Source organism: Pseudomonas sp. YQ_5, assembly GCF_043103305.1.
In the GTDB taxonomy this organism is placed as follows: Bacteria; Pseudomonadota; Gammaproteobacteria; order Pseudomonadales; family Pseudomonadaceae; genus Aquipseudomonas; species Aquipseudomonas putida_Y.
In genome coordinates, this window is sequence record NZ_JBICJS010000053.1 from 33862 (window position 1) to 52310 (window position 18449).

17 protein-coding genes are annotated in these 18449 nt (G+C 61.7%); 7 read left to right on the forward strand and 10 right to left on the reverse strand.

The window, feature by feature from the left end; translation table 11 throughout:
• Nucleotides 1–53: 53 nt before the first annotated feature.
• Both ACF8EA_RS11930 and ACF8EA_RS11935 read left to right on the forward strand, forming a co-directional pair.
• Complete coding sequence (locus tag ACF8EA_RS11930; RefSeq protein WP_392522109.1) at nucleotides 54–1700, forward strand: GMC family oxidoreductase; 1647 nt, start codon at nucleotides 54–56, stop codon at nucleotides 1698–1700.
• A 97-nt stretch (nucleotides 1701–1797) separates the two neighbouring features.
• Nucleotides 1798–3417 carry an MFS transporter gene (locus ACF8EA_RS11935; protein WP_392522111.1) on the forward strand — a complete coding sequence of 540 codons (1620 nt, stop codon included), beginning with the start codon at nucleotides 1798–1800 and terminating at the stop codon, nucleotides 3415–3417.
• Nucleotides 3418–3594: 177 nt separating this feature from the next.
• Here the strand turns inward: ACF8EA_RS11935 and ACF8EA_RS11940 are convergent, their stop codons facing one another.
• From ACF8EA_RS11940 to glyQ, 4 genes are read right to left on the reverse strand one after another with little or no spacing between them, the layout of a single operon-like run.
• Entirely contained in the window at nucleotides 3595–4380 is a 786-nt protein-coding gene (locus tag ACF8EA_RS11940) for a 1-acyl-sn-glycerol-3-phosphate acyltransferase (RefSeq protein WP_103469532.1), read from the reverse strand.
• Between the two features lie 45 nt (nucleotides 4381–4425).
• Nucleotides 4426–4953, reverse strand: a complete 528-nt coding sequence (gmhB, locus tag ACF8EA_RS11945; protein ID WP_003253129.1) for a D-glycero-beta-D-manno-heptose 1,7-bisphosphate 7-phosphatase — start codon at nucleotides 4951–4953, stop codon at nucleotides 4426–4428.
• Between the two features lie 3 nt (nucleotides 4954–4956).
• Nucleotides 4957–7011, reverse strand: coding sequence for a glycine--tRNA ligase subunit beta (gene glyS / locus ACF8EA_RS11950; protein WP_392522112.1), 2055 nt, complete (start codon nucleotides 7009–7011; stop codon nucleotides 4957–4959).
• Nucleotides 7008–7955 (reverse strand): glycine--tRNA ligase subunit alpha, encoded by a 948-nt coding sequence (glyQ, locus tag ACF8EA_RS11955; RefSeq protein ID WP_003253126.1) that lies wholly within the window; start codon nucleotides 7953–7955, stop codon nucleotides 7008–7010. The genes glyS and glyQ overlap by 4 nt, the downstream gene beginning before the upstream one ends.
• Before the next feature lie 83 nt (nucleotides 7956–8038).
• On the opposite strand from glyQ, the gene ACF8EA_RS11960 reads away from it, so the two are divergent.
• Both ACF8EA_RS11960 and ACF8EA_RS11965 read left to right on the forward strand, forming a co-directional pair.
• Nucleotides 8039–8590 carry a DNA-3-methyladenine glycosylase I gene (locus tag ACF8EA_RS11960; protein WP_021784553.1) on the forward strand — a complete coding sequence of 184 codons (552 nt, stop codon included), beginning with the start codon at nucleotides 8039–8041 and terminating at the stop codon, nucleotides 8588–8590.
• 40 nt (nucleotides 8591–8630) lie between these two features.
• Nucleotides 8631–9518, forward strand: a complete 888-nt coding sequence (locus tag ACF8EA_RS11965) for a lysophospholipid acyltransferase (RefSeq protein ID WP_392522113.1) — start codon at nucleotides 8631–8633, stop codon at nucleotides 9516–9518.
• 97 nt (nucleotides 9519–9615) lie between these two features.
• Here the strand turns inward: ACF8EA_RS11965 and ACF8EA_RS11970 are convergent, their stop codons facing one another.
• From ACF8EA_RS11970 to def, 5 genes are read right to left on the reverse strand one after another with little or no spacing between them, the layout of a single operon-like run.
• A complete protein-coding gene (locus ACF8EA_RS11970) occupies nucleotides 9616–9930 on the reverse strand; it encodes a tetratricopeptide repeat protein (RefSeq protein WP_392522114.1) in 315 nt (104 codons plus the stop codon).
• Nucleotides 9931–9941: 11 nt separating this feature from the next.
• Complete coding sequence (gene trkA, locus ACF8EA_RS11975) at nucleotides 9942–11315, reverse strand: Trk system potassium transporter TrkA (protein WP_021784554.1); 1374 nt, start codon at nucleotides 11313–11315, stop codon at nucleotides 9942–9944.
• 23 nt (nucleotides 11316–11338) lie between these two features.
• Complete coding sequence (rsmB, locus tag ACF8EA_RS11980) at nucleotides 11339–12649, reverse strand: 16S rRNA (cytosine(967)-C(5))-methyltransferase RsmB (RefSeq protein ID WP_392522116.1); 1311 nt, start codon at nucleotides 12647–12649, stop codon at nucleotides 11339–11341.
• Nucleotides 12646–13578, reverse strand: coding sequence for a methionyl-tRNA formyltransferase (fmt, locus tag ACF8EA_RS11985; protein WP_392522117.1), 933 nt, complete (start codon nucleotides 13576–13578; stop codon nucleotides 12646–12648). Before fmt ends, rsmB begins: the two co-directional genes overlap by 4 nt.
• A 60-nt stretch (nucleotides 13579–13638) precedes the next feature.
• Nucleotides 13639–14145 (reverse strand): peptide deformylase, encoded by a 507-nt coding sequence (gene def, locus ACF8EA_RS11990; protein WP_003253111.1) that lies wholly within the window; start codon nucleotides 14143–14145, stop codon nucleotides 13639–13641.
• A gap of 206 nt (nucleotides 14146–14351) precedes the next feature.
• On the opposite strand from def, the gene dprA reads away from it, so the two are divergent.
• From dprA to ACF8EA_RS12005, 3 genes are all read left to right on the forward strand, one after another.
• A complete protein-coding gene (gene dprA / locus ACF8EA_RS11995) occupies nucleotides 14352–15449 on the forward strand; it encodes a DNA-processing protein DprA (RefSeq protein ID WP_084850788.1) in 1098 nt (365 codons plus the stop codon).
• A 42-nt stretch (nucleotides 15450–15491) separates the two neighbouring features.
• Complete coding sequence (locus ACF8EA_RS12000) at nucleotides 15492–16049, forward strand: L-threonylcarbamoyladenylate synthase (RefSeq protein WP_392522119.1); 558 nt, start codon at nucleotides 15492–15494, stop codon at nucleotides 16047–16049.
• A 914-nt stretch (nucleotides 16050–16963) separates the two neighbouring features.
• Nucleotides 16964–17281, forward strand: a complete 318-nt coding sequence (locus tag ACF8EA_RS12005) for a hypothetical protein (RefSeq protein WP_392522121.1) — start codon at nucleotides 16964–16966, stop codon at nucleotides 17279–17281.
• Nucleotides 17282–17408: 127 nt separating this feature from the next.
• Here ACF8EA_RS12005 and ACF8EA_RS12010 read toward each other — a convergent pair whose 3' ends face one another.
• On the reverse strand, nucleotides 17409–18386 hold the full coding sequence (locus ACF8EA_RS12010) for an NADPH:quinone reductase (protein WP_392522122.1): 978 nt from the start codon (nucleotides 18384–18386) through the stop codon (nucleotides 17409–17411).
• Nucleotides 18387–18449 lie beyond the last annotated feature (63 nt).

Here is an 18449-nt window from a genome sequence, read left to right on the forward strand (position 1 = left end):
TTACTCACTAAGATGGACCGGGACAAGAATAAAAAACAGGCGCGAGGTTGCACATGCCATCAGCCGATTCTGTCTTCGATTACGTGGTGGTGGGGGCCGGTCCCGCCGGATGCCTGCTGGCCAATCGTTTGTCCGCCGACCCTTCCTGCCGCGTGCTGCTGCTGGAGGCGGGTGGTCGTGACAATTATCCCTGGATCCACATCCCCGTCGGTTACCTCTACTGCATCGGCAACCCACGCACCGACTGGTGCTTCAAGACCGAGGCACAGCCTGGCCTCGGCGGTCGCGCTTTGGGTTATCCAAGGGGCAAGGTGCTAGGTGGCTGTTCTTCGATCAATGGCATGATCTACATGCGGGGGCAAGCCGCCGACTATGACCATTGGGCCGCGCAAGGCAACGACGGCTGGGCGTGGAAAGATGTGTTGCCGCTGTTCAAGGCCAGTGAAAACCACTTTGCCGGCGCCAGTGAGCACCATGGCGCGGAGGGCGAATGGCGGGTCGAGCGCCAGCGCTACAGCTGGCCGATCCTTGATGCTTTCCGTGATGCCGCCGAGCAGAGCGGAATTGGCAAGGTCGAAGATTTCAACACCGGCGACAACCAGGGTTGTGGATATTTTCAGGTCAACCAGCGCAGTGGTGTGCGTTGGAACGCTTCCAAAGCCTTCCTGCGGCCGATCAAGGATCGCGCCAACCTCACTGTGCTGACTGGCGTGCAGGTTGACCAGGTACTGCTCGACAACACCCGCGCAAGGGCGGTGAAGGCGCTCTGGCAAGGGGCCTGGCATGAGTTTGCGGCGCGTCGCGAGATCATCCTCTGTGCTGGGGCGGTTGGTTCACCGGGCATCCTCCAGCGCTCCGGCATCGGTCCGCGTCAGTTGCTGGAAAGCTTGGGCATTGGTGTTCGCCACGATATGCCCGGCGTTGGTGGCAACTTGCAGGACCACCTGCAACTTCGCCTGATCTACCAGATCCGCAACACCCGCACCTTGAACCAGATGGCCAACAGCCTGTGGGGCAAGATGGGCATGGGCCTGCGTTACCTCTACGACCGCAGCGGGCCGCTGGCCATGGCGCCGAGCCAGTTAGGCGCGTTCGTGCGTTCAAGCCCCGAACAGGCCACCGCCAACCTTCAGTATCACGTGCAGCCGCTGTCACTGGAACGCTTCGGTGAGCCGTTGCATCAGTTCCCGGCCTTTACTGCCTCGGTGTGCAACCTGCGCCCAGCCAGCCGCGGGCGTATCGATATCTGCAGCACCGACATGAACAGCACACCGCTGATCGACCCCAATTACCTCAGTGCTCCCCAGGACTTGCGCGTTGCCGCCGAAGCCATTCGCCTTACCCGGCGCATCGTCCAGGCCCCTGCCCTCGCCGCTTTCGAGCCCAAGGAATATTTGCCGGGCCCGGCGCTGCAAAGCGAGGAAGAACTGTTCGAGGCCGCTGGCAAGATCGGCACCACCATCTTCCACCCGGTCGGTACCTGTCGCATGGGCAACGGTGCCATGGACGTTGTGGATAACCAACTGCGTGTACATGGCATCCCCGGTCTTCGCGTGGCAGATGCTTCGATCATGCCGCAGATTACTTCCGGCAATACATGTTCCCCCACCCTGATGATCGCCGAAAAGGCGGCGCAACTGATCCTCAAAGGAGCGGCTACCCAGACCAACCTGAACGAAGACGCGTTACCGACGCCCTGACCCGGGTGCGTGCAGTACCGGCGGCTTGCGGTCAGAAGTCGCCGACAGTGGAACAACAAGAATAATCACTGTGGCCTACGGGCCGAGGACAGCAACGATGTCGGATTACATCCAAGAGCAGGATGCGGTGGCCAGCAGCCCCAGCCGCCGTGAAGAACGCAAGATCATTTTCGCGTCATCCCTCGGGACGGTTTTCGAGTGGTATGACTTTTTTCTCTATGGTGCGTTGGCAGCGGTCATCAGCAAGCAGTTCTTCGCTGGCGTGAACGATACCACCGCTTTCATCTTTGCCCTTATGGCCTTTGCTGCAGGCTTTCTGGTGCGGCCGTTTGGCGCGCTGGTGTTCGGCCGCCTGGGTGACATGATCGGGCGCAAGTACACCTTTCTGGTCACCATCGTGCTGATGGGCCTGTCCACTTTCGCTGTTGGGTTGTTGCCCACCTACGCCAGCATCGGCATCGCCGCACCGATCATCCTGGTGGTCCTGCGCATGCTTCAGGGGCTGGCGCTGGGCGGTGAGTATGGCGGTGCCGCCACTTACGTGGCCGAGCATGCGCCGCCCGGCAAGCGTGGCTTGCACACAGGTTTCATCCAGTCCACCGCAACGCTGGGCCTGTTGTTGTCGCTCTTGGTGGTGCTGGGTAGTCGCTACGTCAGTGGCGACCAGTTCGAAACCTGGGGCTGGCGCTTGCCGTTCCTGCTGTCGATCGTGCTGCTGGCGATCTCCACCTGGATTCGCATGAGCATGCACGAGTCGCCGGCCTTTGTGAAAATGAAGGCTCAGGGCAAGGTCAGCAAGTCGCCCATCCGTGAGTCATTCACCTCCTGGCCAAACCTGAAAGTGGTGCTTACCGCCCTGTTCAGCATCAACGCGGGGCAGGCTGTGACCTTCTACACGGCGCAGTTCTACGTTCTGTTCTTCATGACCCAGATGCTGAAAATGGACTCGGCTCAGGCCAACACCCTGCTCATCATCAGCGTTGTGATTGGCGCGCCGTTCTTCGTGTTCTTCGGCTGGTTGTCCGACCGTATCGGCCGCAAGCCGATCCTGATGCTCGGCCTGTTGCTGGCCACGGTACTGTACTTCCCACTGTTCAAGGCGCTGAGCCACTATGCCAACCCGCAGATCGACGCTGCCAGCCGTCAGGCGCCGATCGTGGTCACCGCCGACCCGCAAGGCTGCACATTCCAGTTCGACCCAGTGGGCAAGGCACGTTTTGACAGCCCGTGCGACAAGGTCAAGACCTTCCTGGTCAAGCAGGGCCTGCCGTACAGCTCGGTAAGCGTGGCCGGCAGTGAGGTGGTGGTCAACATCGGTGACAAGACCATCAACGGCTTTGACGAAACCGCCATGCGTACTGCAATCGAGCAGGCTGGTTACCCGGCCAAGGCGGACCCTGCGCAGGTCAACCAGGTAATGGTGGTGGTACTGATCGTGGCGATGATCCTGATCGCGACCATGACCTATGGCCCGTTGGCGGCGGTGATGGTCGAGCTGTTCCCGACCCGCATCCGCTACACCTCGATGTCGCTGCCCTACCACATTGGTAATGGCTGGTTTGGTGGTTTCCTGCCTACCGTATCGTTTGCGCTGGTGGTCTATACCGGGGATATCTTCTACGGGCTGTGGTACCCGGTGCTGGTGACCGGGATCAGCCTGGTGGTTGGGATCTTCTGTCTGAAGGAAACCAAGGATGTAGATATCGACAAAGTCTGATGCTGTCCACATGCCATAAAAAAACCGGCTGTAAAAGCCGGTTTTTTTATGCCTCAAAAAAACTTATGCACGATTTTCAGAAAAAATTCATACAGAAAAATAAATAGCAAATTCAAATACTTAGCTATCAATTCAAGCATTTAATCCAAAAACTGCACACAAGTTATCCACAGAAGGTCATGCCATCTGCTCCTGAGGTTTTTCCTCTGCTGGCGGCAGCGATCCCATGGCCCGCTGGGTCGCTTCGTTCCAGGCTGCAGCGCGGTCGTTGAGTTCGGCGATGGCCCGTGGCCCAGTGCCGTTGGCGTACATCGGTTCGCCAATTACCACTTCGATTGTACCGGCACGCTTGCCCCAACCGGTCTTGGGCCAGAACTTGCCGGCGTTGTGGGCAATCGGCAGCACCGGCAGCCCGGCATTCACGGCCAGTGCGGTACCGCCGCGGGAGAACTTGCCGATGGTGCCGAACGGCACACGGGTGCCTTCTGGAAAAATCAGCACCCACGTCTTCTGCTTGAGCAGTTCGTCACCCTTGCTCGCCACCTGGCGCAGCGCTTCCTTGGGGTTGTCGCGGTTGATCGCGATGGGCCGCAGCATGGCCATGGCCCAACCGAAGAACGGTACATACAGCAGTTCGCGCTTGAGCACCTGGCTAAGCGGCGAGAAGTACTGCGACAGGAAGAAGGTTTCCCAGGTGCTCTGGTGATTGGACAGAATCACGCAAGGCTCAGCTGGCACGTTCTCGGCGCCAGTGATCTTGTAGTCGATGCCCAGGATGGTGCGCACCAGGAACAGCGCGCAGCGGCACCAGTACACGTTGATGAACCTGTAGCGCTTGGGGAACGACAGGAACGGCGCGACGAAGAAGCTCAGCGAGCACCACAGCAGCGAACTGGTGCCCAGCAGCAGGTAAAAAAGAAAGATTCTGATCGCCTGCAGGATCGACATAGTGGCTTGTACCATTGCGGGCATGCCCGCCTGAGAAAAATGCGCCAGAAGGCGCACTGTTTAAATTAGTTCTCTGGCGATAGCTGCCAGATCGTCGAAAATCAGTGTAGTTTCCGGGACGCCTTTTTCCAGGGTCCGCTCACCTTTGCCGGTCTTCACCAGCACGGGTTGTGCACCGACGGCCAGGGCGGCCTCCAGGTCACCTTTGCTGTCGCCGACGAACCATACGCCTTCAAGGCCAATCTGGTAATGCTCGGCGATCGCCCGCAGCATGCCGGGCTTGGGCTTGCGGCAATCGCACCCTTCGTCCGGCCCATGCGGGCAATACACGATATGGCCCACCTCGCCGCCCTGCTCGGCCACCAGCGCGCGCAGGCGCGCGTGCATGGCCTCAAGGGTTGCCAGCGGGTAGTAGCCACGGGCAATGCCGGACTGGTTGGTGGCCACGGCCACCGTCCAGCCCGCCTTGCTCAACTGCGCGATCGCATCGACCGAACCGGGGATCGGCACCCATTCTTCCAGCGTCTTGATGTACGCATCGGAGTCGTAGTTGATCACCCCGTCACGGTCGAGAATCAGCAGTTTCAAGGCTTACCCCAGCAGCGAAATGTCAGCCACGCCCAGGAACAGGCCGCGTAGGCGGCTGAGCAGGGCATAACGGTTGGCACGTACCTTGGCGTCTTCGGCGTTGACCATGACAGCCTCGAAGAAGGCATCGACCGGGTCACGCAGGGCCGCCAGGCGGGCCAGCGATTCGCTGTACTGACGTGCTGCAGCCATCGGTTGCACGGCCTGGTCGGCCTGCTGGATGGCCGAGTACAGGGAGAACTCGTTGGCATTGTCGAAGTACTTCGGTTCGACCTGCTCGGCGATGGCACCTTCGGCCTTGCTCAGCAGGTTCGACACGCGCTTGTTCACCGCGGCCAGGGCCTCGGCTTCCGGCAGTTTGCGGAACGCCTGTACGGCTTGCACGCGCTGGTCGAAGTCCAGCGCGGAGCCTGGCTGCAGTGCGCGTACCGACAGGTACGTAGCCACGTCGATGCCTTCGTCTTCGTAACGCGCGCGCAGGCGGTCGAAAATGAACTCCAGTACTTGCTCGGCCAGGCCGGCGGCCTTGACCTTGGCGCCGAACTGCTTGACCGCGAACTCGACCGCACCGGTCAGGTCCAGGTCCAGTTGCTTCTCGATCAGGATCCGCAGCACGCCCAGAGCAGCACGGCGCAAGGCGTACGGGTCCTTGCTGCCGGTAGGCAGCATGCCGATGCCGAAGATGCCCACCAGGGTGTCGAGCTTGTCGGCGATGGCCACGGCAGCACCGGTCAGGGTCTGCGGCAGCTCTGCACCAGCACCGCGCGGCATGTACTGCTCGTTCAGGGCCAGGGCCACGTCTTCCGGCTCACCGTCGTTGAGCGCGTAGTAGTAACCGGCAACACCCTGCATTTCAGGGAATTCGCCGACCATCTCGGTGGCCAGGTCGCACTTCGACAGCAGGCCGGCACGGCCAGCGCGCTGGGCATCGCCGCCGATCAGCGGGGCAACGAAGGCGGCCAGCCTGGAAACACGTTCGGCCTTGTCGTACACGGTGCCGAGCTGAGCCTGGAACACCACATTCTTGAGGCGCTCGTTGAAGGTTTCCAGTGGCTGCTTCTTGTCCTGCTTGAAGAAGAACTCGGCGTCGGTCAGGCGCGGGCGCACGACCTTTTCGTTGCCTTGCACGATCTGCTTCGGGTCGCGGCTTTCGATGTTGGCCACGGTAATGAAGCGCGGCAGCAGCTTGCCTTCGCTGTCCAGCAGGCAGAAGTACTTCTGGTTGTCCTGCATGGTGGTAATCAGGGCTTCCTGCGGCACTTCAAGGAAACGCTCTTCGAACGAGCACACCAGCGGCACTGGCCATTCGACCAGAGCAGTCACTTCGTCCAGCAGCGCCGGTGGCACGATGGCAGTGCCTTCCTGCTGCATGGCAAGCTCGGCGGTGCGCTTGCTGATCAACTCGCGGCGCTCGGCGAAGTCGGCCAGCACGTAAGCTTTACGCAGGTCTTCGACATAGTTGGCCGGTGTGGTGATGACCACGGCTTCCGGATGGTGGAAGCGGTGGCCACGGGATTCACGGCCGGCCTTCTGCGACAGAATGGTGCAGTCGACCACTTGGTCGCCCAGCAGCATTACCAGCCATTGGGTCGGGCGTACGAACTCTTCCCGGCTGGTCGCCCAACGCATGCGCTTGGGGATCGGCAGGTCGTTCAGCGAATCTTCGACGATGGTCGGCAGCAGGTCAGTGGTGGCCTTGCCCGGGATGTGCTGGGAGAAGCGCAGCTTGGGGCCGCTCTGGTCGATTTCGGCCAGTTCAACACCGCACTTCTTGGCAAAGCCCAGCGCAGCCTGGGTCGGCTGGCCTTCGGCGTTGAAGGCTGCCTGCAGGGGCGGGCCGTCGATATTGATGCTGCGGTCAGGCTGCTGCACGTCCAGCTGGCGAATCAGTACGGCCAGACGACGCGGCGCGGCGTACACCTGCTTGGCGGTGTAGTTCAGGCCAGCCGCCTGCAGGCCTTTTTCGATACCGGCCAGGAAAGCGTCGCCGAGGTTGGCGAGGGCCTTGGGTGGCAGCTCTTCGGTGCCCAGTTCTACCAGAAAATCTTGAGCACTCATTGTGCAGCCTCCAGCTTAGCCAACACTTCGTCACGCAGTTCAGGGGTGGCCATCGGGAAGCCCAGGCGTGCGCGGGCTTGCAGATAGCTTTGCGCCACGTCCCGGGCCAGGGTACGTACACGCAGGATGTAACGCTGGCGCTCGGTTACCGAGATGGCGCGGCGGGCGTCCAGCAGGTTGAAGGTGTGCGAGGCCTTCAGGACCATTTCATAGGTCGGCAGCGGCAGCTCCAGCTTGATCAGGCGGTTGGCTTCGCTTTCGTAGAAATCGAACAGTTCGAACAGCTTGTCGACGTTGGCATGTTCAAAGTTGTAGGTCGACTGCTCCACCTCGTTCTGGTGGAACACGTCACCGTAGGTGACCTTGCCGAACGGGCCGTCGGCCCACACCAGGTCGTAAACCGAATCGACGCCCTGGATGTACATGGCCAGGCGCTCCAGGCCGTAGGTGATTTCACCGGTGACCGGGTAGCACTCGATGCCGCCTACCTGCTGGAAGTAGGTGAACTGGGTGACTTCCATGCCGTTGAGCCAGATTTCCCAGCCCAGACCCCAGGCGCCGAGGGTCGGCGATTCCCAGTTGTCTTCGACGAAACGAATGTCGTGCACCAGCGGATCCAGGCCGATGGCTTTCAGCGAGCCGAGGTACAGCTCCTGGAAGTTGGCCGGGTTCGGTTTGAGCACCACCTGGAACTGGTAGTAGTGCTGCAGGCGGTTGGGGTTTTCGCCATACCGCCCGTCGGCAGGACGACGGCTAGGCTGCACATAGGCGGCGTTCCAGGTTTCTGGACCCACGGCGCGCAGGAATGTAGCGGTGTGGAAAGTGCCGGCGCCTACTTCCATATCGTAGGGCTGAAGTACCACACAACCTTGAGCTGCCCAGTAGTTCTGCAGGGCGAGGATCAGGTCTTGGAAGGTACGCACGGCTGGCGTAGGCTGGCTCACGAAATTCACCTGTATCTGGGGATGCGGATGTAAAGAGCGGGAGTATAACCTGATTCGCCTCGCCCTCTACTCATTGGAGCCTTATGCCACGCTGCTTTTGGTGTACCGACGATCCGTTGTACCAGGCCTACCACGACCAGGAATGGGGAATGCCACAGCGCGACCCGGCGTTGCTCTTCGAGATGCTTTTGCTCGAAGGGTTCCAGGCGGGGCTTTCGTGGATTACCGTTTTGCGCAAACGCGAGCGTTATCGCCAGGTGATGTACGGCTTCGACCCCTTAAAGCTGGCGGCCATGAGCGACGAGCGTATCGAAGAATTGATGCAGGATGCAGGCATCATCCGCAATCGCCTCAAGCTCAAGGCTGCGCGGCGCAACGCCCAGGCCTGGCTGGCTGTGGATAACCCTGCCGAATGGCTGTGGTCGTTCGTCGGCGGCTCGCCGAAGATCAACCACTTCAAGGCTCGCGGCGACGTGCCGGCGGTTACCGATGAAGCCAAGGCAATGAGCAAGGCCCTGCAGAAAGCTGGCTTCACGTTCGTCGGTCCGACTATTTGCTACGCCTTCATGCAGGCCACCGGCATGGTCATGGACCACACCACCGACTGCGATCGCTACGCCGCCTTGTCGCGCTGAGGGTTACAATGCGCGCCTTGCTGAAATAAGGAATTCGCCTGTGGAAAAGTTCAAGGGCGCCCTGATGGTCGGGGTGCTGCGCCTATTTGCCAAGCTGCCCTGGGGCGCTGTGCAGCGTGTCGGCGCCGGTATTGGCTGGCTGATGTGGAAAATCCCCAACAGTTCGCGCAACGTGGTACGGATCAACCTGGCCAAATGTTTCCCGGAGATGGACCCGGATGCCCGTGAGCAACTGGTGGGCCAGGCGCTGCGGGATATCGGTAAATCCTTTGTCGAAAGTGCCTGTGCCTGGATATGGCCGCCACAGCGCTCGCTGGAGCTGGTCAAGGAAGTGCATGGCCTGGAAGTGCTGGAGCAGGCCCTGGCCTCGGGTAAAGGCGTGGTCGGCATCACCAGCCACCTGGGCAACTGGGAAGTGTTGAACCACTTCTATTGTAACCAGTGCAAACCGATCATCTTCTACCGCCCGCCGAAGTTGAAGGCGGTGGATGACCTGCTGCGCGAGCAGCGCGTGCAGATGGGTAATCGCGTGGCGCCGTCGACCAAGGAAGGCATCCTCAGCGTGATCAAGGAAGTGCGCCGTGGTGGCCAGGTGGGTATTCCTGCCGACCCGGAGCCGGCGGAATCGGCGGGCGTGTTCGTGCCGTTCCTCGGCACCCAGGCGCTGACCAGCAAGTTCGTGCCGAACATGCTGGCCGGTGGCAAGGCGGTAGGCGTGTTCCTGCATGCGCTGCGGTTGCCGGATGGCTCGGGCTTCAAGGTGTTCCTCGAAGCTGCTCCGGAAGAGATGTACAGCACCGATGTGAACGTGTCGGCTGCGGCGATGAGCAAGGTGGTCGAGCGCTATGTGCGTGAGTACCCGAGCCAGTACATGTGGAGCATGAAGCGCTTCAAGAAGCGCCCGGCCGGCGAACCGCGCTGGTATTAAGCCATTCACCGCCCTCTGTAGGAGCGGGTTTACCCGCGAATGCGTTGTTTGATTCACCGACGCATTCGCGGGTAAACCCGCTCCTACAAGGGCCGCGTCAACCCGCTGCTTTGTTGAGCTTCTTCAGGAATACGGTCATTTCTTTTTCGGCCTGCTTGTCACCATGGACCTGCGCCGCCACGATCCCGTCTTCCCACGCCTTGCGCGCCGCCGCCAGGTCGCCCTGCAACTGATAGGCCTTGCCCAGCAGCTTCCATGCTGCCGAGTATTTCGGATCCTGCTCTACACAGCGCGCCAGGTGCACCGCTGCTTCAGCGCCGTTACCTTCATCCAGCCAGGCCTTGCCCAGGCCAAACCTCAGCAGCGGGTTATCCACACCTTTAGCCAGCATCTTCTCCAGCGACTCGCGCATGCCCTCTTCTCCTAGAAGAAACTCAAGCCGACGTGGAACAGCTTCTCCACATCGCGAATATGCTTTTTATCCACAACGAAGAGGATCACATGGTCCCCTGATTCGATCATGGTGTCGTCATGGGCAATCATCACCTCTTCATCACGGATGATCGCACCGATGGTGGTGCCCGGTGGCAGCGTGATGTCTTCGATTGCCTTGCCGACCACCTTGCTCGACTTCGAGTCCCCGTGTGCCACCGCCTCGATAGCCTCGGCTGCACCACGGCGCAGCGAGTGCACACTGACGATGTCGCCGCGACGGACGTGCGCCAGCAGGGTGCCGATGGTGGCGAGCTGCGGGCTGATGGCAATGTCGATTTCGCCGCCCTGCACCAGGTCGACATAAGCCGGGTTGTTGATGATGGTCATCACCTTGCCTGCGCCCAGGCGCTTGGCCAGCAGCGACGACATGATGTTGGCTTCGTCATCGTTGGTCAGGGCCAGGAAAATATCGGCGTCGGCGATGTTCTCTTCGAGCATCAGGTCTTTGTCCGAGGCGCTGCCTTGCAGTACTACAGTGCTTTCGAGGGTATCGGAGAGGTGGCGACAACGCGCCGGGCTCATCTCGATGATCTTCACCTGATATCGGCTTTCGATGGCTTCCGCCAGGCGCTCGCCAATCTGCCCGCCGCCGGCGATGACAATGCGTTTATTGGTCTCGTCGATGCGGCGCAGTTCGCCCATCACCGCGCGGATATCTTTCTTCGCGGCAATGAAGAACACCTCGTCGTCGGCTTCGATCACCGTGTCGCCACGCGGGGTGATCGGCCGGTCGCGGCGGAAGATGGCTGCCACGCGGGTGTCGACGTTGGGCATGTGCGCACGGATCTGGCGCAATTGCTGGCCGACCAGCGGGCCGCCATAGTAGGCCTTCACTGCCACGAGCTGGGCCTTGCCTTCGGCGAAGTCGATCACTTGCAGCGAGCCTGGGTGTTCGATCAGGCGCTTGATGTAATTGGTCACCACCTGCTCGGGGCTGATCAGAACGTCGACCGGGATATGGTCGTTGTCGAACAGCTCTTCGCGGGTCAGGTAGGACGATTCGCGCACCCGTGCAATCTTGGTCGGGGTATGGAACAGCGAATAGGCCACCTGGCAGGCAACCATGTTGGTCTCGTCACTGTTGGTTACCGCCACCAGCATGTCGGCGTCGTCGGCACCGGCCTGGCGCAGCACCGTCGGCAGTGAGCCGCGGCCCTGGACAGTGCGGATGTCCAGGCGGTCGCCGAGGTCGCGCAGGCGGTCGCCGTCGGTGTCGACCACGGTAATGTCGTTGGCTTCGCTGGCCAGGTGTTCAGCCAGCGTACCGCCTACCTGCCCTGCGCCGAGGATGATGATCTTCATGCGCTACTCCCTATCCTTTGTTCTTATCCGCGCGAGGCGGCGATCTTGATCAGCTTGGCATAGTAGAAACCGTCGTGGCCGCCTTCCTGGGCCAGCAACTGACGGCCGTGGGGCTGGCGCAGGCCGGCTTCGGTCGCCAGGTCCAGCTCGCGGGCGCCCGGGGTGCGCGCGAGGAAGGCTTTGATCACTTCAGTGTTCTCGGTCGGCAAGGTGGAGCAGGTGGCGTATAGCAGCATGCCGCCCACTTCCAAGGTCGGCCACAGGGCATCGAGCAGCTCGCCTTGCAGCGTGGCCAAAGCCGGGATGTCGTCGGCTTGGCGGGCCAGTTTGATGTCCGGGTGGCGGCGAATTACGCCGGTGGCCGAGCACGGCGCGTCGAGCAGAATGCGCTGGAATGGCTTGCCGTCCCACCAGCTGGCAGTGTCGCGTGCATCGCAGGCGATCAGCTCGGCGTCCAGCTGCAGGCGGTCGAGGTTTTCTCGCACGCGGGTCAGCCGCTTGGCTTCGAGATCGATGGCCACCATGTGCGCCAGGCCAGCCTCGGCCTCCAGCAGGTGGCAGGTCTTGCCGCCCGGTGCGCAGCAAGCATCGAGCACGCGTTGGCCGGGGGCCAGTTCCAGCAGGTCGGCAGATAGCTGCGCAGCTTCGTCCTGCACGCTCACCCAGCCTTCGGCGAAGCCTGGCAGGCCGCGCACGTCGCAGGCTTCGGCCAGCACGATGCCATCCCGGCTGTACTGGCATGCGCTGGCGCCAATGCCGGCTTCGGCCAGCAGTGCCAAGTAGGCATCGCGGGTATGGTGACGGCGATTGACCCGCAGAATCATCGGCGGGTGGGCATTGTTGGCGGCGCAGATGGCTTCCCACTGCTCTGGCCAGAAGGCTTTCAGCGCTTTTTGCAGCCAGCGCGGGTGCGCGGTACGCACCACCGGGTCGCGCTCCATGCCGGCGAGCAGCTCCTCGCCTTCGCGCTGTGCACGGCGCAGTACGGCATTGAGCAGGCCCTTGGCCCACGGCTTCTTCAGTTTGTCGGCACAGCCCACGGTCTCGCCGATGGCTGCATGGGCCGGAATACGGGTGTAGAACAGCTGGTACAAGCCGACCAGCAGCAGCGCCTGAACATCGGCATCGGCTGCCTTGAAGGGCTTTTGCAACAGCTGCGCGGCCAACAGGTCAAGGCGTGGCTGCCAGCGTGCGGTGCCGAACGCCAGGTCTTGGGTCAGGCCGCGGTCGCGTTCATCTACCTTGTCCAGTTGCGCGGGCAGCGAGCTGTTCAGCGAAGCCTTGCCGCTGAGCACAGCAGCAAGCGCACGGGCGGCGGCGAGGCGTGGGTTCATTGGCCCAGCACCTTGCCGGCGGCGAACTTCTCGCGGCGGCTGTTGAACAGGTCACTGAAGCTCAATGCCTTGCCACCAGGCAGTTGCAGGCGGGTCAGGCTCAGGGCTTGGTCACCGCACGCAACTAGGAGGCCGTCCTTGCTGGCGGAAAGTATCTCGCCCGGGGCGCCTTGGCCTGTGGACAGGTTGGCGGCCAGCACCTTGACGCTTTCACCATCCAGGGTGCTGTGGCACACCGGCCATGGGTTGAAGGCGCGGATCAGGCGTTCCAGTTCGATCGCCGGGCGGGTCCAGTCGATACGCGCTTCGTCCTTGTTCAGTTTGTGCGCGTAGGTGGCCAGGGCATCATCCTGTACTTCACCTTGCAGCGAACCGTCTGCCAGGCCGGCGATGGCCTGAACGACTGCGGGCGGGCCCATTTCGGCCAGGCGATCGTGCAAGGTGCCGCCGGTATCCTCGGCGCTGATCGGGGTGACTACCTTGAGCAGCATCGGGCCGGTGTCCAGGCCGGCTTCCATGCGCATCACGGTCACGCCGCTTTCGGCGTCGCCGGCTTCCACGGCACGCTGGATTGGCGCCGCACCGCGCCAGCGTGGCAGCAGGGAGGCGTGGCTGTTGATGCAACCCAAGCGCGGGATATCCAGCACCACCTGCGGCAGGATCAGGCCGTAGGCGACCACTACCATCAGGTCGGGTTTCAGTGCGGCCAGTTCGGCCTGCGCATCGGCGTCGCGCAGGGTCTGCGGCTGGAACACCGGGATGTCATGGGCCACTGCCAGTGCCTTGACCGCACTTGGCATCAGCTTCTGTCCACGACCGGCGGGGCGGTCGGGCTGGGTGTAGACGGCCACGATCTCGTAGGGGCTGTCGAGCAGGGCCTTGAGGTGTTCGGCGGCAAACTCTGGAGTGCCTGCAAAGACGATGCGCATGGAGTTCTCGCTTCAAAAAAGAAAAAGGCTTGCCGGAGCAAGCCTTCAGGAAGGTAGGGATCAGGCTTGCTGGCGGTGCTGCTTTTCCAGCTTCTTCTTGATCCGGTCGCGCTTGAGCTGCGACAGGTAGTCGACGAACAGCTTGCCGTTGAGGTGGTCGAATTCGTGCTGTACGCACACCGCCAGCAGGCCTTCGCATTCCAGTTCGAACGGCTTGCCGTCGCGGTCCTGGGCCTTGACCCGGACACGCAGCGGGCGGTCGACGTTTTCGTAGAAGCCCGGTACCGACAGGCAGCCCTCCTGGTACTGGCCCATGTCATGGGTCAGCTCTTCGACCGACGGGTTGATGAAGACGCGCGGTTCGCTGCGGTCTTCGCTGAGGTCCATGACCACAACCTGCTTGTGCACGTTCACCTGGGTAGCGGCCAGGCCGATGCCAGGGGCTTCGTACATGGTTTCAAACATGTCGTCGATCAGCTGACGCAGGGCGTCGTCGAACTCCGTCACCGGTTTGGCGAGGGTGCGCAGGCGCGGGTCCGGGAATTCGAGAATGTTCAAGATGGCCATAAGGTCAGGCAGTCACTGTGCGTTCGGTTGAAAACTGAGCACACATAATAAAGGGAAACGGGGATTTCGGCACCTGGCAAGCTCGTCTAGGGTGACTATGGGCTTGATAGCCCCCAGTCAATGGACAGCTTTTCAAAGTGTTACTCACAGAGTTATCCACAGCTTGTACCACGTAAATGGCCCTGTTTCGATCAAGGATGATCTCAATGCCCAGTCACCATTCGTCGCCCTGCCCGCCTGCCGAACTGGAGGCACGCTTACGCCTGCACCGCCTCCCCGAGGCTGGATTGCGGCGCTTTCGAACGTTGCTCGAAGCCTTCGGCAGTGCCTCCTCCGCACTCAGTGCTCCCGCTTCGGCCTGGCGAGCGTTGGGCATCCCCCAAGCTACCATCGATGCCCGGCGCAGTGCCGAGGTACGCGATGGCGCACTGGCCGCAATGGCTTGGCTGGAGCGCCCTGGCCAGCATTTGCTGATGTGGGACGGCCCAGACTACCCAGCCTTGCTGGCAGAAATCGACGATGCCCCGCCGCTGCTTTTTGTCGCTGGCGAACCTGCCTTGCTCGATCGTCCTCAGCTGGCGATCGTGGGCAGCAGACGTGCCACACCCCCGGCGCTCGACACCGCCCGGGCATTTTCCCGCTACCTCGCGCAGGCTGGTTTCACCATTACCAGCGGGCTGGCGGTAGGTGTCGACGGTGCCGCTCATCGGGCCGCGTTGCAGGCTGGCGGCGGCACGATTGCCGTGCTCGGTACGGGGTTGCAAAAACTTTATCCACAGCGGCATCGGGACCTTGCGCAGGCGATGATCGACAATGGCAGTGCGCTGGTTTCCGAGTATCCCCTGGATGCCGGGCCGCTGCCCGGCAACTTCCCACGGCGCAACCGCATCATCAGTGGGCTGTCGCTCGGTGTGCTGGTGGTCGAGGCGAGCCTCGCCAGCGGCTCGCTGATCACGGCGCGTCTGGCCGCGGAGCAAGGCCGCGAGGTGTACGCCATTCCGGGCTCCATTCATCACCCGGGGGCCAAGGGCTGCCACCAGCTGATTCGTGATGGGGCGCTGCTGGTGGAAACTGTGGAGCAGATCCTGGAAAGCTTGCAGGGTTGGCAGAACCTGCCGCCTGCGGTTGTCGACAGATTCGACCATCCCCTGCTTGCCCTGCTGCATGCCGCACCCCAGACCAGTGAAAGCCTGGCCCACTGTAGCGAGCTGCCATTGGCCGACGTGCTGGCGCAGTTGACCGAGCTGGAGCTGGAAGGCCGGGTCAGCAATGAAGCCGGGCGTTGGTTTGCCCGCGCGGGCTAAGTACACTGCTCACATGCAAGGTATATAGGCGGAGAAACAGCAATGGTGAGCAGTTTTCGTGTGCAACAAGCCGCACGTGAGATCCGGGCGGGCGCGGTGATCGCCTACCCGACGGAAGCGGTCTGGGGCCTGGGCTGCGACCCATGGAACGAGGATGCGGTGTATCGCCTGCTGGCGCTGAAGTCGCGTCCTGTGGATAAAGGGCTGATTCTGATCGCTGACAATATCCATCAGTTCGACTTCCTGTTCGAGGACTTCCCCGAAGACTGGATCGACCGCATGAGCAGCACCTGGCCGGGGCCGAACACCTGGCTGGTGCCGCACCAGGACCTGTTGCCCGAATGGGTGACCGGGCAGCATGACACGGTGGCGCTGCGGGTCAGTGATCACCCGGTGGTGCGTGAGCTGTGCGCGCTGGTGGGGCCGTTGATTTCCACCTCGTGCAACCCTGGCGGGCGCCCGGCGGCGAAGACCCGGTTGCGGGTTGAGCAGTACTTCCATGGCCAGTTGGACCTGGTGCTGGGTGGCGCTCTGGGCGGGCGGAAAAACCCGAGTGTGATTCGCAACCTGGCAACCGGCGAAGTTGTTCGGCCGGGCTGACATCTTTCCACAAGCCTTCTGCAGATTTTTCTGATTTGTCTCGGTTGGCGGGCGATTGTGTGAGGGCTGACGGGTGCCAGCCTTGAAGCTCTCTTCGCCTATGAGATCGAGCGCCGCCCGCGCGGCGCATCGCGAGCTGCGCTCGCTCCTACGTTTGTTTTTGGCCAGTAACGCCTGTTACAGGCGCGCGCGACCGCCTTGTTTTTACGATGCGATCTTGAGCCATACGCCAAAGCGTTCGCGCGCAAATGGCACAGAAATAATTGGCCCGAAACAAACGTAGGAGCGAGCGCAGCTCGCGATGCGCCGCGCGGGCGGCGCTCGATCTGCGCGACACCACAGAAACCAAGGCGAGCGCCTGGTTGCCGTTACGCGATCTGCGTGCGCCAAATCGATTGAGGGGGTGGCCTAGGCCCTATCGCCCGAAAAAACAAAGGCCGCATAAGCGGCCCAAATGGTAAGGATGTACTCGCCCGGATAACTTGAGTTCAGCCGACGCACCAGTACAACCTGAAGCAGAAACGCTTCGCTTCCAAACCAGCATGGTCAAGGCAGTGCCCTTTCTATCGCGTGCTGTGCATGCGCCTCCTGTTGCCATTTGCGTGATCAGGGTTTTCTGATTTTTGCCAAAATGGCTGTCCAGCTGGGCACTTCGGAAATATCCTACGAACCGCGTCTCCTTCCATCACCTTCTAAGTGGGAACCTCTGCCTCTAGGCTCTATCCGTCGCCGAATAACTTGGCGATCGGGTGTGGTAGCCCGGATGCATTTTTTCCATGACAGTCTATGGTGGCTGTGCGTGGGAGGCTTTCGAGCCTGCCTGGATTGGAAAATGCCCGGGTCTACCACCTCGCGTACAGTCGCCACCCATTCACGTGGTAGTGAAGGTTGGCGGCCTTGAGGAGCATTTTCCAATGATGAAGAAAATAGTCCCCGATCCACCTCTCCCATGCACCTCCACCCGCCCCTTCGGCCGCTGCGATGCCGGCCACGATCCACTCTTCACCGTCAACCCAAACATTTCTGCCGAGGACGCTCTGGTCCACGTAGCCCTGTACCTGCGCAGCGCTTACGAAACCGGCTACAAAGCTTTGGACTACATGCGTGAAGAAGGCCGTGGCATGTTCTGGTCGAACCTGCATGCGATTGAGATGGCTGAGGGTGTGATCGAGACGATACTCGATGGCATCGAGTCGACGCCATCGCCGTCACGGCCAGCCTCCAAGGCATAGCGCTGCTATCGAGGCCGACTCAATACCTGTAGGAGCGGGCTTGCCCGCGAAGACCGGCAAAGCCGGTGCCATCCATCGCGGTGGCTTCTTCGCGGGTAAAACCGCTCCTACAGGGAATGTGCGTGGCTCAGGGAATCAGTACGGTCGACCCCACAGTCCTGCGCGCCGACAGCTCTGCCTGCGCCTTGGCCGCCTCGCTCAGTGGATACCGCTGCTGGATATCCACAGCCAGCTTCCCGCTCGCAATCATCGCAAACAGGTCATCGGCCATGGCCTGGGTGTTCTCGGCATTGTTGGCATAGCTCGCCAAGGTCGGCCGGGTGACATACAGCGAGCCCTTCTGCGCCAGAATCCCCAGGTTCACCCCGCTCACCGCACCGGAAGCGTTGCCAAAGCTCACCATCAACCCGCGTGGCTGCAGGCAGTCCAGCGAGGTGAGCCAGGTGTCGGCACCCACGCCGTCATACACCACCGGACATTTCTTGCCGTCGGTCAGCTCCAGTACGCGCTTGGCCACATCTTCACGGCTGTAGTCGATGGTCGCCCAAGCCCCCAGCGCCTTGGCCCGCTCGGCCTTCTCGGCAGAGCTCACGGTGCCGATCAGCTTGGCGCCCAGGGCCTTGGCCCATTGGCAGGCCAGCGACCCTACACCACCGGCTGCGGCATGGAACAGGATCACATCACCCGCCTTCACCTCATAGGTCTGCTTCAGCAGGTACTGTACGGTCAAACCCTTGAGCATCACCGCTGCCGCCTGCTCGAAGCTGATGGTGTCCGGCAGCTTGACCAGGTTGGCTTCCGGTAGCGTATGCACCTCGCTGTAGGCGCCCAGCGGTCCGCCGGCATGTGCCACACGGTCTCCTACCTTCAGCCGGGACACGCCTTCGCCCACGGCCTCAACCACACCTGCCGCTTCTGTACCCAGCCCCGAAGGCAGGGACGGCGGCGCATACAGCCCGCTTCGGAAGTAGGTATCGATGAAGTTCAGGCCGATCGCATGGTTACGCACACGCACCTGCTGTGGCCCGGGTGGGGTGGGTTCGAATTCCACAAACTGCAGCACTTCCGGGCCACCATGCTGGCTGAACTGGATACGCTTGGCCATCTCGCACTCCTGTAGTCGGGATCGGAAAAGGCCTTCTATCGGACGCCTTTGCTTGGTCGTCGT

Bases quoted from the DNA above. Each gene is read 5' to 3' on its own strand.
- trkA (WP_021784554.1), bottom strand. From the start codon at position 11,315: ATGAAGATCATCATCCTCGGCGCAGGGCAGGTAGGCGGTACGCTGGCT.
- ACF8EA_RS11935 (WP_392522111.1), top strand. From the start codon at position 1,798: ATGTCGGATTACATCCAAGAGCAGGATGCGGTGGCCAGCAGCCCCAGC.
- ACF8EA_RS11930 (WP_392522109.1), top strand. From the start codon at position 54: ATGCCATCAGCCGATTCTGTCTTCGATTACGTGGTGGTGGGGGCCGGT.
- ACF8EA_RS11970 (WP_392522114.1), bottom strand. From the start codon at position 9,930: ATGCGCGAGTCGCTGGAGAAGATGCTGGCTAAAGGTGTGGATAACCCG.
- rsmB (WP_392522116.1), bottom strand. From the start codon at position 12,649: ATGAACCCACGCCTCGCCGCCGCCCGTGCGCTTGCTGCTGTGCTCAGC.
- ACF8EA_RS11960 (WP_021784553.1), top strand. From the start codon at position 8,039: ATGCCACGCTGCTTTTGGTGTACCGACGATCCGTTGTACCAGGCCTAC.
- glyS (WP_392522112.1), bottom strand. From the start codon at position 7,011: ATGAGTGCTCAAGATTTTCTGGTAGAACTGGGCACCGAAGAGCTGCCA.
- ACF8EA_RS12005 (WP_392522121.1), top strand. From the start codon at position 16,964: ATGATGAAGAAAATAGTCCCCGATCCACCTCTCCCATGCACCTCCACC.
- ACF8EA_RS12010 (WP_392522122.1), bottom strand. From the start codon at position 18,386: ATGGCCAAGCGTATCCAGTTCAGCCAGCATGGTGGCCCGGAAGTGCTG.
- fmt (WP_392522117.1), bottom strand. From the start codon at position 13,578: ATGCGCATCGTCTTTGCAGGCACTCCAGAGTTTGCCGCCGAACACCTC.
- def (WP_003253111.1), bottom strand. From the start codon at position 14,145: ATGGCCATCTTGAACATTCTCGAATTCCCGGACCCGCGCCTGCGCACC.
- dprA (WP_084850788.1), top strand. From the start codon at position 14,352: ATGCCCAGTCACCATTCGTCGCCCTGCCCGCCTGCCGAACTGGAGGCA.
- ACF8EA_RS11940 (WP_103469532.1), bottom strand. From the start codon at position 4,380: ATGGTACAAGCCACTATGTCGATCCTGCAGGCGATCAGAATCTTTCTT.
- ACF8EA_RS12000 (WP_392522119.1), top strand. From the start codon at position 15,492: ATGGTGAGCAGTTTTCGTGTGCAACAAGCCGCACGTGAGATCCGGGCG.